At 52.3% G+C, this 15,709-nt stretch carries 13 protein-coding genes and 1 pseudogene; 7 read left to right on the top strand and 7 right to left on the bottom strand.

Annotation, left to right across the window (positions count from 1 at the left end):
• The 5 genes and pseudogenes from BUB68_RS15460 to xylB form a co-directional block, all read right to left on the bottom strand.
• Positions 1-197: pseudogene (locus BUB68_RS15460) on the bottom strand (IS1182 family transposase); the annotation flags it as partial.
• A gap of 175 nt (positions 198-372) precedes the next feature.
• On the bottom strand, positions 373-1,389 hold the full coding sequence (locus tag BUB68_RS11685) for a LacI family DNA-binding transcriptional regulator (RefSeq protein WP_073091562.1): 1,017 nt from the start codon (positions 1,387-1,389) through the stop codon (positions 373-375).
• Positions 1,390-1,481: 92 nt separating this feature from the next.
• The gene (locus BUB68_RS11680; protein ID WP_073091560.1) at positions 1,482-2,105 is read right to left on the bottom strand and encodes a DUF4867 family protein; all 624 of its coding nucleotides are present in this window, start codon (positions 2,103-2,105) and stop codon (positions 1,482-1,484) included.
• 33 nt (positions 2,106-2,138) lie between these two features.
• The gene (locus BUB68_RS11675) at positions 2,139-3,545 is read right to left on the bottom strand and encodes a sugar porter family MFS transporter (RefSeq protein WP_371914864.1); all 1,407 of its coding nucleotides are present in this window, start codon (positions 3,543-3,545) and stop codon (positions 2,139-2,141) included.
• A gap of 57 nt (positions 3,546-3,602) precedes the next feature.
• Positions 3,603-5,096, bottom strand: a complete 1,494-nt coding sequence (gene xylB / locus BUB68_RS11670) for a xylulokinase (RefSeq protein ID WP_073091555.1) — start codon at positions 5,094-5,096, stop codon at positions 3,603-3,605.
• Between the two features lie 284 nt (positions 5,097-5,380).
• Between xylB and BUB68_RS11665 the strand changes: the two genes are divergently transcribed.
• The 7 genes from BUB68_RS11665 to BUB68_RS11640 all read left to right on the top strand — a co-directional run bounded on the left by BUB68_RS11665 (position 5,381) and on the right by BUB68_RS11640 (position 13,360).
• Positions 5,381-6,871 carry an L-fucose/L-arabinose isomerase family protein gene (locus BUB68_RS11665; protein ID WP_073091553.1) on the top strand — a complete coding sequence of 497 codons (1,491 nt, stop codon included), beginning with the start codon at positions 5,381-5,383 and terminating at the stop codon, positions 6,869-6,871.
• A 444-nt stretch (positions 6,872-7,315) separates the two neighbouring features.
• Entirely contained in the window at positions 7,316-7,510 is a 195-nt protein-coding gene (locus BUB68_RS15455; protein ID WP_218587699.1) for a hypothetical protein, read from the top strand.
• A gap of 152 nt (positions 7,511-7,662) precedes the next feature.
• On the top strand, positions 7,663-9,171 hold the full coding sequence (locus BUB68_RS11660) for a phosphohexomutase domain-containing protein (protein WP_073091551.1): 1,509 nt from the start codon (positions 7,663-7,665) through the stop codon (positions 9,169-9,171).
• Entirely contained in the window at positions 9,171-9,848 is a 678-nt protein-coding gene (locus BUB68_RS11655; RefSeq protein WP_073091549.1) for a FadR/GntR family transcriptional regulator, read from the top strand. The genes BUB68_RS11660 and BUB68_RS11655 overlap by 1 nt, the downstream gene beginning before the upstream one ends.
• Positions 9,849-10,022: 174 nt before the next feature.
• A complete protein-coding gene (locus BUB68_RS11650) occupies positions 10,023-10,640 on the top strand; it encodes a LutC/YkgG family protein (protein ID WP_073091547.1) in 618 nt (205 codons plus the stop codon).
• 2 nt (positions 10,641-10,642) lie between these two features.
• Entirely contained in the window at positions 10,643-12,823 is a 2,181-nt protein-coding gene (ldhH, locus tag BUB68_RS11645; RefSeq protein WP_073091545.1) for an L-lactate dehydrogenase (quinone) large subunit LdhH, read from the top strand.
• 393 nt (positions 12,824-13,216) lie between these two features.
• The gene (locus BUB68_RS11640) at positions 13,217-13,360 is read left to right on the top strand and encodes an Arc family DNA-binding protein (protein ID WP_256625916.1); all 144 of its coding nucleotides are present in this window, start codon (positions 13,217-13,219) and stop codon (positions 13,358-13,360) included.
• Between the two features lie 50 nt (positions 13,361-13,410).
• On the opposite strand, the gene BUB68_RS11635 is transcribed toward BUB68_RS11640, so the two are convergent.
• On the bottom strand, positions 13,411-14,358 hold the full coding sequence (locus BUB68_RS11635; protein WP_073091541.1) for a PRC-barrel domain-containing protein: 948 nt from the start codon (positions 14,356-14,358) through the stop codon (positions 13,411-13,413).
• 15 nt (positions 14,359-14,373) lie between these two features.
• Entirely contained in the window at positions 14,374-15,705 is a 1,332-nt protein-coding gene (gene tolA, locus BUB68_RS15300; RefSeq protein ID WP_073091539.1) for a cell envelope integrity protein TolA, read from the bottom strand.
• Positions 15,706-15,709 lie beyond the last annotated feature (4 nt).

Genomic DNA, 15,709 nt, shown 5'->3' with positions numbered 1-15,709 from the left:
CGCAGTGAGATATAACCGTAGGTCATGAATCCGAATAGCACTGTTTTCAGCATGCTGGCCGGGTTGTACCTGATACGCCCGGCAACATGAGCCGGAATCTGATTCAGATACTTCTCCAAGTCGATTTCCTCCATAAATCGGTCGAAAACCAGCACCGGATCACAGATATCCAGATAATCTGAAATAAATATTGGCAAAACAGCCTGTTTTGGTTTAGAATAATTGGTGGTTGAATTTTTCATAGCAAGTAAATTTTACCACAAAAGGCGGTTAGCTGACTTGGTTTTAGTCAGCTAACCGCCTTTGTTATAAGGGGGCGTGTTATTTCACAGCCCCTTTTTTGCCTTCTTCATGGCCTCTTTTCTTTTCGGATCAGAGATTTTCCAGCAGTTTGATCTCGTTCTTGAGGATATAGCTGTCTTTTTCCGGCTGACGGCCATGCACGAGATATTCGAAAGCTTTGTTGATAGCGGTATGGCCCTGCCGGTAGGGGTGCTGGTAGATGGTGGCTTTTATCAGGCCGAATTCCATCATTTCCACGGTGGTGGGCACGGTGTCGAAGGCAATGACCAAAGGCCGTTTTTCTTCTGGCAGCTGCATCACTGCGCGGCAGGTTCCGTAGACTCCTGCGGCCAGGATGCTGATGGCGTTGATCTCCGGATGCTCCTGCAGGAGTTTTCGGGTGCCGTCATAGGCTAAGATGTCATCATCTTCATGTTCCAGCACTTCGACAATCTGGAAGTCGTTGACGCGTTCCGTGCGATGCCGGAAGCCTTCCAGGCGCTGGCGGTGCCCCAGCACATTCTGGTTGCCCAGGACCAGGGCGATGCGGGCGGATTGCCCCAGCAGGGCTTCCAGGAGGGCACAGGCGGTTGTGCCGCCATTGTAGTAGTCGCTGCCTACATAACAATGGCGGTTGGTTCCCGCGATGTCGTTATTGACGGTGACGACGAAGATGCCCTGGGCAATCATGGCATTGAGCTGTTCGGCAATGACGGTTTCATTGATCGGATTGATGACCAAAGCCTGTATTTCCGGGGTGATTTCCTGCAGCAGGCTCAATTGCTGCTGCACATCATAGCCCTTGACTTTGTAGTATTTGATCTGCAGGCCATAGATCTCATATTCCTTGGCGGCATCTTCCATACCCCGCAGCACTTCGGTGAAAAAAGGATTGCCTTCGGAGGGAATGACTACGCCAATCACCGGTCTGGTTTTGCGGGCGGCCAGGGCCTTGCCCGCAGGGTTTGGCTCGTATCCCAGCTGGCGGGCGACGTTGCGGATGTTTTCCGCTGTTTCTTCGCTTACCCGGCCCCGGGCATTCAACGCTCTGTCCACTGTCCCGCGGGATACACCGCAGATTTCGGCAATCTTCTTCATCGTGACCATATTACCACCCGCATTCCCTCAATTTTTTCTGTTATTTTAACAGGTTATGCTGCAAACGTCAAAGGAGGCTGTATGTGCAGCCTCCCTTATGATTACGCCAAAGTTATGTTTTTGCCCTGCAGGCCAATCCAGGCGCCTTCTTTTTCCAGCCCGCTGTCTTTATGGGCAATCAGCCATTTGTTGACGGCAAAGAGCAGTTCATCTTCGCCTTTGGCTTCGGGCTGGGATTTCAGCTCTTCGTTGGTATGACGGGGCAGCACCACGCCACAGCGGAATTCCTGACCATCCACGCCGCAGGGGGCATAGTGCAGGGTGGTGGCATAGAGTTCCACAGCGGTTCCTGCAGGAACTTTGAAGCATTCTACTTTATCGGTATCGTAGGTGTAATTTTCCGGATCGATATCCTGCTGACGGCCCAGCATCAGTACCAGATCGGTAGCAGCGATGTCGATTTCGGAGCTGCGGTGGTATTCGAGCGCGTTCAGCGTCTTGTTCCAGCCGCTGCAATGGCCGAATTCCACGGGCATATCACCGTAAACGGATTCCGTCATCTCCTTGTAGAGCGGCAGTTTTTCAAATTCTGCTACGGAAGGTTCATAGACAACTTCGCCAGCGGGTACTTCTTTGTGAGCGTTGATGGCATCGACGAATTCCTGGGTATCCACATCCAGGACGCGGCCATAAGCGCGGAATTCTGCATCCATTACTGTTTTCATGATTAACACCTCAAATAATTCATAATACTTATATTATACGCCAATATTGCGCAATTTTTTACCGGAAAGGAGATTATGTTCGATTTTTTCCAAAGAAACATTTTTGGTTTCCGGTACATACATCATGGTCAGGGCGATGAAGAAGCCGTTAAGCAGGGCATAGAGCCAGAAGGTATGTGCCGAACCCAGCGTGTCCACGAGGGAAAGGAAGGTGGCACCGACAATGGCACAGGTGATCCAGTTGGTCATCGTGGAGCAGGCGATACCGAATTCGCGGCTCTTGAGGGGCTGGATCTCGGAGCAGAGCACCCAGACAATCGGACCGGCGCTCATGCCGAAACCGGCAATGCTGACCATAGTCATGATGGCGGCAAGATAGGATACCCAGGTGGCTGCCGCACCGCTTTCCAGCAGGGACATGCACCAGCCCACAACGGCCATGGAAGCAGCCATGACACCGAAGCCGACTTTCAGTGCCGGTTTACGGCCAGACTTATCGACCATCCAGATAGCGATAAAGGTGGACAAGGTGAATACGATACCGTTGATAACCGTACCAATCATTTGTTCTTCAGTAGTGGAGAAACCAGCCAGGCTCAGGATCTTCGGAGAATAATACATGATGACATTGAAACCGGTGAACTGCTGCATGGCCTGCAGGAGTACGCCTAAGAATACGGCTCTGCGAACATTGCTGTTGGTTTTGAAAAGCTGCCAGCCAGCCTGTTTCACCTTCAGGGATTCCTTGATATCGGCCATTTCTTCGTCAGCGGCCTTGGGGTCAGGATTCAGGCTCTTGATGACTTCGTCTGCTTCTTCGGTACGGCCAACTGCTGCCAGCCAGCGCGGGCTGTCCGGCAGTTTGATGACCGTCATGATCAGGACTACCGCCGGGATGGCAATGACCATGAGCATCATGCGCCAGTTGCCTGTATAACTGAAGGCTGTATCCGAGAGGAAGGCGGCCAGGATACCTACGGTGACCATCAGCTGATAGCCGGAAATCACCTTGCCGCGGGCATCTTTATCTGCCATTTCAGCCAGGTACAGCGGCGCCGTATAAGAGGCAATGCCGACGGATAAGCCCAATACCAGGCGGGAAATGATCAGCATATCCACATTGCCAGCCAGACCGGAGCCCAGGGAACCGGCAATGAAGAGGAAGGCCCCGATCATCAGGCTCTTCTTGCGCCCAATCTGTTTGGCCAGGAAGGAAGCTGCAATGGCACCAGCGGCAGCACCTACCATCATGGAACTTACAACCCATTCCTGTGCACTGCTGCTCAGATTCCATTCCTGACTGATGAATGGCAGTGCACCGGAAATGACGCCCTGGTCAAGACCGAACAACAGTCCGGCCATACCAGCGGCAAAGTAGATGAAAACCTTCAAACGTGACGCCCGTTTTTCCATATCCACGCTCGGGGCGTGTACTGACATGCTCTCCATAATAACACCAACATCCTTTCTTATTTCGAGATAAATATAGGGATACGGTTATAACAAAGACAATTCCTGATAGCAGTCTTTAAGCTGCTGATAGAGTTTCTGGTAAAGCTGATGGCCGCGTTCATAATATTGATGCGCTTCCGCTTCCGGCTGGCATACTGCCGTGGTACTGATGTATTTGCGGCAGGCGCTGGGGACATCGGTGAAGATGCCTGCTGCCACGCCGGCCAGGATAGCTACGCCCAATGCCGGGCCGCCGGCCTCGCTGCCGGTCTTTACGGGACAGTCATACATATCTGCCAGCATCTGACGCCAGATGGGGCTCTTGCTGCCACCGCCGCAGGCCATCATGTCCGTGACTTCCACGTCCATTTCCTTGAGGATATCCCAGCAATCGCGCAGGGAATAGCTGACGCCTTCCATCACAGCCCGCAGCATGTCAGCACGTTTGTGCATGGCAGACAGGCCGAAGAATGCGCCACGGCAATCGGGATCGAGATGCGGCGTGCGTTCGCCCATCAGATAGGGCAGGTAGAGGAGCCGGCGGCTGCCTCTGGGGACGCTGTTGATGGCTTCATTGATAGCGTTGTAATCCATATTCTCCGCCAGGTTTTCCCGGAACCATTTGAGGGAAAGTCCGGCGGCCTGGGTCACGCCCATCACATGCCAGCAGCCTGGTACGGCGCAGCAGAAGGTATGTACGCGCCCCTGTGGGTCGATGCGGGGGCTGCTCGTATGAGCGAAGACCACACCGCTGGTGCCGATCGTAGTAAAGGCTTTGCCGTCTTCCACGACGCCAGTGCCTACTGCGGCGGCTGCATTGTCGCCAGCCCCGCCTGCTACCACGCAGTCCGTAGTCAGGCCGGTCAGCTGGGCGAATTCAGCGCTGATATGCCCCGTTGCCTCAGGGGATTCATAGACCTTAGGCAACAGATCCTTGTCGATGTCGAGCTTTTCCAGGATCTCATCCGACCACTGACGCTTCGGCACATCGAGAAGCTGCATGCCGCTGGCATCCGAAACTTCCGTAGCATAATCGCCGGTCATGCAGAATCGTACATAATCCTTAGGCAGAAGGATATGGCGGCAGCGCCGGTAATTTTCCGGTTCATGATTGCGCACCCAGAGAATCTTGGAAGCGGTGAAGCCGGTCAGTGCCGGATTGGCGGTGATCTCAATCAGTCTCTCCCTGCCGATCTTGGCCGTTATCTCTGCACATTCCGCCGCCGTGCGCTGGTCGCACCAGATGATGGATGGGCGGATGACTTCGTTTGCCTCATCGAGCATCACCAGGCCGTGCATCTGGCCGGATAAGCCGACACCCTTGACATCAGTCGGATTGATCTGTGCTTTGGCCAGCACTTCACGGATCGTGCTGGCGGCAGCTGCCGACCAGTCTTTGGGATTTTGTTCTGCCCAGCCGTTCTGGGGCTGATACAGGGGATATTCTGCGGAAGCCTCGGTCACCACATGGCATTCTTCATCAAACAGTACCGTCTTGGTGGCTGAGGTGCCGATATCCACGCCGAGCAAATAGTTCATTTTTCAAGCCTCCCCTAAAACATTTGCGTGCTTATGTACGCAACTCACAGTAATCAATATAGCACAGGAGAAAACAATAAGCAATACCATTTGTATGACAATTTTTTATTTTCCTAATGCCCAAACAACAGCACACTAATAATATAAAATACGGCGTATTTTTTAGCATGACAATAAAAAACAAAATAAAACGATTGACAAACTGGCGGAGGAGTGTTATGCTTTGCATGTAATGAGCGTGCTTGAGCACGCAAATATGATGTAAAACAAAGGAGCGCTTTATCATGTCTATGAGCAACATTCCCAATGTCAAATGTGGTATTATCTCGGTCAGCCGTGACTGCTTCATCATTTCCCTGTCGGAAAATCGCCGTCATGCGATTGTCGAAGCTTATAATAAAAACTATGGCCAGCTGTACGAAGTGCAGAAGACTGTAGAGAATGAAAAAGATATGCTGGCAGCGGTGAAGGAAGCAAAAGACGCTGGCTGCAATGCGCTGGCTGTATTCCTGGGCAACTTCGGCCCGGAAACGCCGGAAACCCTGATTGCCAAAGAGTTTGACGGCCCGGTGATGTATGTGGCTGCTGCTGAGGAAACGGGCAAGAACCTCATCAATGGCCGTGGCGATGCTTATTGCGGCATGCTGAACTGTTCCTATAATCTGGGCCTGCGCCATCTGAAAGCCTTTATCCCCGAATATCCGGTAGGAACGGCGGATGGCCTCGCAAAGATGATTGCAGAATTCCAGCCGGTAGCCCGCACGCTGCTGGGCCTCAAGGATCTCAAGATCATCACCTTCGGCCCGCGCCCGCAGGACTTCTTTGCCTGCAACGCTCCGATCCAGCCGCTCTATGACCTCGGTGTGGAGATCGAGGAAAATTCCGAGCTGGATCTGCTGGTGGCTTACCGTGCGCATAAGGATGATCCGCGCATCAAGGAAGTTGCTGAGGATATGGCCAAAGAACTTGGCCAGGAAGGCAATCCTTATCCGGAAATGCTGCCCCGTATGGCACAGTTTGAACTGACTCTGCTGGATTGGGCAGAAGAACATAAAGGTGCCCGCAAATATGTGGCCTTTGCCGATAAATGCTGGCCGGCCTTCCCGAAAGAATTCGGCTTTGAACCCTGCTATGTCAACAGCCGCATGGTCAGCCGTGGCATCCCTGTATCCTGCGAAGTGGATATCTATGGTGCGCTCAGCGAATACATCGGCCTCTGCGTCAGCGGCGATGCGGTTACGCTCTTGGATATCAACAATTCCGTGCCGCAGGATATGTATGAGGAATCCATCCAGCCCGCTGGCAAGTATAAGCTCGAAGATACCTTCATGGGCTTCCATTGCGGTAATACGCCGCTCTGCAAACTGCGCAAAGGTGGCGTGAAATACCAGCTGATCCAGAATCGTCTGCTCGAAAATGGCGGTACGCCGGACTTCACCCGCGGCACGCTCGAAGGCGATATTGCCGATGGCGATATCACGTTCTTCCGTCTGCAGAGCACGTCCGATGGACAGCTCCGTGCTTATATTGCCCAGGGCGAGATCCTGCCGGCAGCTACGAACTCCTTCGGTGGAATCGGCATCTTCGCCATCCCGGAAATGGGCCGCTTCTATCGTCATGTGCTGATCGAGAAGCGCTTCCCGCATCATGGTGCAGTGGCATTCGGTCATTTCGGCAAGAGCCTGTATTCCATCTTCAACTATCTGGGCATTGGCGATATTTCCTTCAACCAGCCGAAAGGCATGCTCTATCCCACAGAAAATCCGTTCGCCTAAGAATCGATGATGAAGGGCGTTATTCCCTGACAGACAAAAAGTCCGCTGACAGAAAGTGTCAACGGACTTTTTCAAATTGCGGTTTGCTGATGAATTCGTGCTGAAGGTATCCCGTTCATACGCCGTAAGGGTTCACGGGGGAGTGCTTTTTCTGTTTCCGCTAAACGACCCTCCCTGTAAGGTTAGAGTTGTTTAGCTGGATTGCGCCGGGCAGGCCAGCGGCGCGTTTTTCAGCGTGCTCTTTAGCTGCTGCCTGCGTCGGGCCGGTCTTCGCTGCGCTCAGACGATCGCTCCCACAGAAAAAGCACTCCCCCGTTCGCCCTAAGGCACGATTTTGGCAATTGGCACGAACTCGGTTCTCCTGTGACAAGAACATCGATGTGTTTGCACCTTACAGCTGGAACATAGCAATATACACAAACGTAACGTTGGGTGGCGGTGGGGATGCTTTTTCGCCGACGGAACGACTGCCTGAACGAAGTGAAGGCTGGCCCGCAAACAGCATTGGCTGGAAGCTTCGTTGATTGGAGCGCCGTTGGCTTGCCCGGCGCAGGTAGCTGGAAGATGCGTACTCCTGCTGGCGGGTCATTTAGTGGAGCGGCGAAAAAGTATTCCCACCGCCGCCCCACTGCTTTTTGACGAATTGTGTTCCAGTTCGCATCAGCAAACTGCAATTTATTGTGTGAAGAAGCTGTGAACGTTTTTAGCGTGTGTTTTTAGGCAGGAAAAAGTCCAATCTGTGGCGAAATAATGATATAATATTGGATGAAAACCATAAGGGAGGCATATATATGATTATTCCAGAAAAAAATCTGATGAAACTGGCTAACGGCAGTGACGTGCGCGGTGTAGCCATTGAAGGTGTGCCCGATGAACCGGTGACGTTGAGCGTGGAAGCTGCCAATGTCATCACCAGCGGATTCCTGGATTTCCTGGCTGAAAAGCTTGGCAAGAAGAAAAAGGACCTGCGCATTGCGGTAGGCCATGATTCCCGCCTGTCCGCCGGCGACTTGAAGAAAGCCGTGCTGAACGCGTTGACGGCTGCTGGTGTTGTGGCTGTGGACTGCGGTCTGGCTTCTACACCGGCTATGTTCATGTCCATCGTGTTCCCGGAAACCAAGATGGATGGTTCCATCATGATTACAGCAAGCCACTTGCCCTATAATCGCAATGGCCTGAAATTCTTTACCAAAGATGGTGGTGTGGAACATGATGACGTTATCGCCATCCTGAAAAATGCCTCCCGCAACCCCGTTGTCGAAGGGGATTTGACGAAAGTACAGAAATACGACCTGATTGAGCGCTATGGCCATCATCTGCGCAAGAAGATCCGTCAGGCACTGGGCGGGGAGAATGAACCGCTCAAGGGTATGCATATTGTCGTAGACGCCGGTAACGGTGCAGGCGGCTTCTTCGCCTCCCAGGTTTTGGGCCGTCTGGGTGCTGATACTTCCGGCAGTGTTTTCCTGGAACCGGATGGCAACTTCCCCAACCATATTCCGAACCCTGAGAACAAGCAGGCCATGGCAGCCATCAAGAAGGCAGTGCTGGACAGCCGTGCCGACCTCGGCCTGATTTTCGATACGGACGTTGACCGCATGAGCGCTGTGCTCAAGAACGGCAAAGAAATCAGCCGCAACGCCCTGATTGCCATGATGGCCGCCATCCTGGCACCGGATTATCCGGGCAGCACCATCATCACAGACTCCGTGACCAGTGATGAGCTGACCGTTTTCCTTGAAAAGGAACTGGGCCTCAAGCATCTGCGTTATATGCGCGGCTACAAGAATGTCATCGACGAGTGCATCCGCCAGAACAAGGCTGGTACGGTTTCGCCGCTGGCCATCGAGACCTCCGGCCATGGCGCTCTGTCCGAGAACTATTACCTCGATGACGGCGCTTATCTGGCCGTGAAATTGCTGATTGCCGCTGCCAAGGCGCGTGCCAAGGGCAAAAAACTGTCTGATCTGGTCGCTAAGCTGGGTGAGCCTGTGGAAGGGCAGGAATTCCGCCTGAAAATCAAGGGCGAAGAGAACTTCCGTGCTTATGGCGAAGGCGTACTCAAGACCTTTGAGGAACGTGCTGTGGAAGCCGGCATCAAGATTGCCAAGCCGTCCTATGAAGGCGTGCGCCTGGTATTCCCGGATGGCTGGGCACTGCTGCGCATGTCCCTGCATGATCCCAACATGCCGTTGAACGTAGAAAGCCGCAAAGCTGGCGGGGTAAAAATCATCGCTGATAAAGTAAAGGAGTTGCTCGCCGGCTTCAATAGCCTGGACATGAGCGTATTTGAGAAATAATGAGCAAGGCAACACTGGCCGAGGAAACCGCTCAGGCCATCATCAACTACATCATCAAGAATGAATTACAGCCCGGAGATAAGCTGCCCACAGAACCCGTTTTCATGGAAAAACTGGGCGTGGGCCGGGGAACCCTGCGAGAGGGAATCAAGCTGCTGGCAGCCCGGAATATCCTCGATATCCGTCAAGGGGCGGGTTCCTTTGTCTCCCATCAGCGGGGCATTCCCGATGATCCGCTGGGACTGACCTTTATCGAAGAGGATGACAATCTGATCGTCGATATGCTGGACGTGCGCCTGCTGTTTGAGCCACATGTGGCAAGGTTGGCCGCAACCAAGGCCAGCCCGGAAGAAAAAGCAGCGATCGTGGCACAGGCAGATGAAGTGGAACGCTGCATCGCTGAAGGTGAATCCTATGTCGCGGCAGATGCACGTTTCCACCGCTTGATCGCTGAAGCCAGCGGCAACCGGGTTTTCGGCAATCTGACCTATATCCTCAATACATCCATTGCCAAAAACATTGAGATCACAAAGGATAGCCAGCGGGACAGCAATACGATCCGCTATCACCGCAAGATTGCCGAAGCCATAAAGGGTGGCCATCCCAATGATGCAGCCAGCTATATGAATATGCACTTGCAGCTCTTGCGGGAATTTGCCAGAGAAAAAATGCAATAAGATATCCTTCGTCGAAGGGGAAAGATGAGGCCGTTTCAGGCCTCATTTTTTTATCTTATATTGTGTATACCTATATTGAAAAGTTGACATTTTCAGAAAATAAATATATAATAGTCATATGATGAATTTATAGGTATTATAGGAGAGTGGTTTTATCTAGAAGGGGGAGCCTTTATGGAAAAAGTATGTGCAGATTGGCCGGCGAAAGCCTTTGATGAGCAGCTGGTCAGTGGTAAATACTGGGACGAATTCGCAGAGAATACCAAGGCGGCAGCGACAGAACTGATCCATGCCGGTACCTGGCAGGAGGCTGAACAGCTGTTGCAGGGACTGGTGCAGGATATGGATGCCAGAAAGATTCTGGCTGTAGGCGGGGAGGAAAATCCGCGCTTAGGTATGATGTATCATCACTTGCAAAGCGGCGGTCGCACGGTCTATACGGACAAGTTTGACATAGCTGAACATGCACCGCAGGCCGATTTGGGCATTTCGACGGCAGAATTCGGTGTAGGGGAGAGTGGCAGCGTCTGTGTGGATACAGCCTCCTACGAATCCCGGGTCACGGGGATGCTGCCCCCGACACATATTGTTTTCCTGCAGGCTGACCATATGGTGAAGAATATCGACACGGCCTTCCGAGTGATTGCCAAGGTTTACAAAAAAGGGTATATGGGCTTCATCACCGGCCCGTCCCGCACGGCAGACATTGAACGCGTATTGAGTCTGGGGGTACATGGACCCGGCAGATTTATCGTGATTGCCGTTGATGAACCGGCACAGAGGAGGGCTTGATCATGGCAGTAAAAGAAAAACGCAATATCCGCAAGGAAATCCATAATAAACTCGATGACAATGTCATGCAGGGGGCGCTGGCCAAATTCACCTCCGAATATCCCATGGCCCGTCTCAAGGCTTATGCCAATGTGGACAGTATTGATGACCTGCGCGATGATCTGCGCACCATGAAACGCTGGTCTGTAGACCATATCGATGCACTGGCTGATGAATTCCAGCATTCGGTCGAGGAACGCGGTGGCAAGGTCTTCCGGGCTGCCACCGGAGATGACGTGAAAAAGATCCTGTTGCAGATCTGCGAGGAAAACGGCGTACATCGCATCGTCAAATCCAAATCCATGGCCACCGAGGAAATCAAGCTCAATGGCGCCTTGGAAAATGCAGGCCTGCATGTCAGAGAGACGGATTTGGGCGAATGGATGCTGTCCGTTGCTGGCCAGAAACCCTCACATATGGTTATGCCAGCTATCCACCTCAACAAGGAGCAGTGCGCTGGTTTCTTTGAACAGGAATTGCACGAGGAAGTGCCCAGCGACATCTCCTATATGATCCATACGGCCCGCCGCGTGCTGCGCGAGGAATTCCTGCATGCAGATCTGGGCATCACGGGGGCTAACTTCGGCATTGCAGAAAACGGTGCTATCGGTCTGGTGACCAATGAAGGCAATGCCCGTCTGGTTACGACTACGCCGAAGATCCATGTGGTGCTGATCGGCTATGAAAAATTGATTCCGAAGGTCAAGGATGCAGCGAAGATCCTGCGCCTGCTGCCCCGCAACGGCACCTGCCAGCGCATGACCAGCTATATGACCATGGTTTCCGGCCCGACGCCCATCATCTACAAGAAAGATGGCAAATGGGTGGAAGAAAACCGCAAGCAGTATGTGATCCTTCTGGACAATGGACGTCTGGCAGCGGCCAAAGACCCCAAGATGAAACAGGTCTATCAGTGCGTGCGCTGTGCGTCCTGTCTGAATGTCTGCCCCATCTGGCGCATGGTCGGCGGCCATGTTTACGGACATATCTATTCCGGCGGCATCGGTGCCATCTTGACAGGCCTGCTGGGCAACATGGAGGCATTCTCCAAGTTCAGTGACCTCTGCATTGGCTGTCGTCAGTGCACCACTATCTGCCCGGGCGAAATCCCCATTCCGGATCTCATCGACGAACTCCGGGCACGTTATGTGAAGAAATATGGTCTTTCCATGCCGGAAAAAACCGCATTCCAGCATATCCTCACACACCGCAAGGTGTTCCATTCTCTCCTGCGCATCGGCTCCGTGGCTCAGAAGCCCGTGCAGTCCGGCAAGTTTATCCGCCATCTGCCCTTGTTCTTCTCCGGCATGACAGATGGCAGAAGCCTTCCGGCAATTGCGGCAGAACCTTTGCGTGACCGGACGGAAGATCTGTGCAAACATAATCCCAAGAATCCCGTGATGACGGCAGCCTTCTTCAGCGGTTGCAATATGGACTTCGTATTCCCGGATACAGGCGAATCCGTGGTCAAGGTCCTGCAGGATCTCAATATTGCCGTGGCTTATCCGCAGGAACAGACCTGCTGTGGCAAACCGGTACTGGGCATGGGTGACAGGGATACAGGCAAGGTCATTGCCAAGCAGAATATCGAAGCACTTGAAGCTACGGGGGCAGATGTGATCATCAGTGCCTGCCCGACCTGTGCAGAAACTCTGGAACATACCTACAGAGAACTCTTCAAGGATGATGTGCAGTGGCGGAACAGAGCAGAGGCAGTCGCCAGCAAGGTTCGTGAATTCACGAGCTTTGTGGCTGAGCAGTACAAAGCTCAGGGCCGCACTCTGCCGAAGGCTGAACGCGGCAGCCGCATCACCTACCACGATTCCTGCCATATGCGCCGCGGCTTAGGCGTATGGGAGCAGCCGCGTGAACTCATCAAGATGACGGGTGCTGACTTTGTGGAGATGAAGGACAGCGACCGCTGCTGCGGCATGGCTGGTGCCTTCGGTGTCAAGTACAGCGAAATTTCCAAACCGATACTCCATGACAAACTGGAGAATATCGAAAATACCAAAGCCGATACGGTGGCTGTGGCCTGCCCTGCCTGCATGATGCAGATAGGCGGCGGCCTTAACCAGCAGAACCCGCGTGTCAGAGTGAAACATGTAGCGGATCTTCTGGCTGAGTGCATAGCAGAACGCTGATTCAATCGCAAAAAGAAAAATAGGCATTTCGATTCAATACGAATCGGAATGCCTATTTTTTTTGTCCGCTATCGGAGACATAAGAAACGGTCGGGGCATCATAAGCATAAGTGGTAGAGGAAGGATTCCGCCTGACATCAAATGCCATATGGGCAATATACCACTCCTGGATGGTGGCAGGCAGCTGATTGAAGCTTTTGAGCAGCCGTAATGCCTGATTGCTTAACTGTATCTTGCCAGATGGTTGGGACGCATGAAGAGCTGATGCGAAAAAAGGATTGTACTGGAACCTATGGCAAAGTACACAATAAATGTAGTTTTCAATGACCACCGCTCTCCATTATAGGGGGCAGGCAGTTTTAAAGATTGTTTGTCGTAAAACAGAGTCAGGATATGGTGAATAAGACATTTCGTTTTCCACAGGAATTGATAGATAAGTTGGAACAGGTTGCGAAAGAGCAGAATGTTTCTGTCAATAATTTAGTTAAGCAGTGCTGTGAGTATGCACTGGGGCAGATGCCTCCGGAAGACAAATAAGTAAAAAATGACCGCAACGTCAATGTGTTGCGGTCATTTTTGCTTACGTTTTACTGTACGTTCATGGACAGTTCGATGAATTTGTTAGCCAGTTTAGCCTTCTGGAGGACTTCCTCGGTGATGTCCTGACCTGCTTCGACGATTACGATGCCGTTATCCATCTTAATGTCGCGAGCGGCTTTTTTACCCAGGAGAAATCGACGATGGCGTTCCTCCGATGCCTTGTCTGCAGCAGCCTGTTTTGCGGCATCGGCTTTCGGTGCCTCTTTTTTCGGCTCTACTTTGGGAGCCTGAGCTGCTTTGGGAGCTTCTTTCTTGGGTTCCGGTTTTGCTTCTTCTGCCTTCGGTTCCTCAGCTTTGACTTCTTCAGCCTTAGGAGCTTCTTCTGCTTTCGGAGTTTCTTCCGTCTTGGCAGCTTCTTCCTGAGGTGCCGGAGCCGGAGCTTCCTCAGCCTTTGGGGCTTCGGGTTCAGCTGGTTTTTCCGGAGCAGCTGGTGCTGCCGGAACGGTTCTGGTCATTACATTATTTTTTTTTTCCCCGGTGGGATCAATAACCGTTACCTGCTTACCGAAGATGGAAATCTGGTCGGTAGCGACATCGGAAGTTGTACCATCGGGTGCAGTGATTTCGCATTTTTCAATTTTGCCATCGTCGCCGATGTAGAGCTCGGTAACCTTGCCCTGAATCGTACCGGACTTGGTGATGGCCTTGGTGTCGATGATGCGGATGTTTTCATCCAGCAGCGCTTCGTAATCACCGGCAGCATCCAGCGTCAGGATGTTTTCGCTGTTGGTGATGGTGACGGCATCGTCACCGATGGCGATAACGGATTCGTAGGGAATCAGTTTGACACCACGGTACCAGTCAGCATCCTCGATGGTGATAGCTGCTACCGTGCCGTTCTTGGCATCGATGAGGAGCGTTTTGCTGACGCCCAGCTCGCGGCCTTCTGTGATGCTGATGATCGGAAGACCAAGGATTTCTACACTTTTCTTCATTAATAATTCCTCCAATTATTTTGCGCTGCCACTGTGAGCCTGGAATTCGTCTTCGATTTCCTGCATGATATTCCCCGGTATCTGCGGGAAGGGCGTTGAAAGCGCAGCATGTTTGGCAAGTATATCCTGAACGGTGCCAAGGTAGTGGATATTCTTGGTGAATTCCTGACACATGGCATCGTTTTGGGCAATGATAGGCATTTTAAGAGCCTGTTTGTAAGTAGCGATAGCACCGCTGTAGTTAGCCTGTTCTTTATAGAGGTTGCCGAGTTCAATGACGAGGAATGGTGTGTAATCATCGTCACTGTAACGGTCGATAGCCTCATGATAGGCAAAGATGGCATCTTTGGGTTGGGCATCCTTTGTTTCGTAGGCGAAATCCAGAATGGCATCCAGACTGTCCATAGAGGAAAGTTCCTGTTTGAGTTTCTGTTCGTGTGCCTGACGTTTTTTAGCCTGTTCCTGTTCGCGGCGTGCCTTCTTAGCAGCTGCTTTTGCCTCAGCTTCTGCTTTGGCCTTTGCCTTAGCCTCTGCTTCAGCCTTTGCCTTAGCTTCTGCTTCAGCCTTTGCCTTAGCTTCTGCTTCAGCCTTTGCCTTAGCTTCTGCTTCGGCCTTTGCTTTAGCTTCTGCTTCGGCCTTTGCTTTGGCTTCTGCTTTTTTGCGGGCTGCCTCCTGCCGTTTCTTCTGTGCGGCTTTTTCTTTGGCAGCTTTTTCGGCTTTAGCTTTGGCCATGGCCTCTGCTTCTGCTTCAGCCTTTTTGGCCTTGGCTTCTGCCTCTTGCCGTGCCATTTCCTGCGCGGCTTGCTGTGCTTCAGCTATCGCAGTTTGTGCATCATCTGCTGGAACGGGTTTTGCTTTTGCAGATGGTTTGTCGGCGGCTTTTGGTTTTGCTTCTACAGGACGTTCTTCCTTAGCGATGGCCTGTTCGGTAACAGGCTCTTTTTTCGCTGGAGGCGTAACGGCTGTTGCATCTGCCGTTTCTGTCTTTTTGCGTCGGGCCTCGAAGACGGTGTCTTCTGCAGGCGGTTCCGGCTGATCTTCGATAGGCAGGGCTTCGGTGTGCAAAAGTGTACAGCCATTGGCAACGACTTCCTCACGGCGCAGCATGCGTTCATTGAAGATAGTTACCACTGCCGCTGCCGTCACGACTAATATCCCCAGACGTAGATAGTGTCCTTTGTCCAGGAAGGGACTCATGGTGATAGCCATGCCATTGACGATAAAAGCCATCACGGCACAGAGCACCAACGAAGTCCACTTCATTTCGATATCAAAAAAGTGACATAGTCGATATATGAGGAAGATGCTGATGGTCATGATGGAGCCTGTTATCAGGATGAATGTCATGTTT

The organism is Pseudoselenomonas ruminantium (genome assembly GCF_900142515.1).
Taxonomy (GTDB): domain Bacteria; phylum Bacillota; class Negativicutes; order Selenomonadales; family Selenomonadaceae; genus Selenomonas_A; species Selenomonas_A ruminantium_D.
The sequence above is the reverse complement of the archived record's forward strand: the minus strand, read 5'-3'. Positions and strand labels throughout refer to the sequence as shown.

Coding starts and splice junctions, on each gene's coding strand:
- BUB68_RS11685 (WP_073091562.1), bottom strand. CDS start 1,389: ATGGTCACGATGAAGAAGATTGCCGAAATCTGCGGTGTATCCCGCGGG.
- BUB68_RS11680 (WP_073091560.1), bottom strand. CDS start 2,105: ATGAAAACAGTAATGGATGCAGAATTCCGCGCTTATGGCCGCGTCCTG.
- BUB68_RS11675 (WP_371914864.1), bottom strand. CDS start 3,545: ATGTCAGTACACGCCCCGAGCGTGGATATGGAAAAACGGGCGTCACGT.
- xylB (WP_073091555.1), bottom strand. CDS start 5,096: ATGAACTATTTGCTCGGCGTGGATATCGGCACCTCAGCCACCAAGACG.
- BUB68_RS11665 (WP_073091553.1), top strand. CDS start 5,381: ATGTCTATGAGCAACATTCCCAATGTCAAATGTGGTATTATCTCGGTC.
- BUB68_RS15455 (WP_218587699.1), top strand. CDS start 7,316: ATGCTTTTTCGCCGACGGAACGACTGCCTGAACGAAGTGAAGGCTGGC.
- BUB68_RS11660 (WP_073091551.1), top strand. CDS start 7,663: ATGATTATTCCAGAAAAAAATCTGATGAAACTGGCTAACGGCAGTGAC.
- BUB68_RS11655 (WP_073091549.1), top strand. CDS start 9,171: ATGAGCAAGGCAACACTGGCCGAGGAAACCGCTCAGGCCATCATCAAC.
- BUB68_RS11650 (WP_073091547.1), top strand. CDS start 10,023: ATGGAAAAAGTATGTGCAGATTGGCCGGCGAAAGCCTTTGATGAGCAG.
- ldhH (WP_073091545.1), top strand. CDS start 10,643: ATGGCAGTAAAAGAAAAACGCAATATCCGCAAGGAAATCCATAATAAA.
- BUB68_RS11640 (WP_256625916.1), top strand. CDS start 13,217: ATGGTGAATAAGACATTTCGTTTTCCACAGGAATTGATAGATAAGTTG.
- BUB68_RS11635 (WP_073091541.1), bottom strand. CDS start 14,358: ATGAAGAAAAGTGTAGAAATCCTTGGTCTTCCGATCATCAGCATCACA.
- tolA (WP_073091539.1), bottom strand. CDS start 15,705: ATGACATTCATCCTGATAACAGGCTCCATCATGACCATCAGCATCTTC.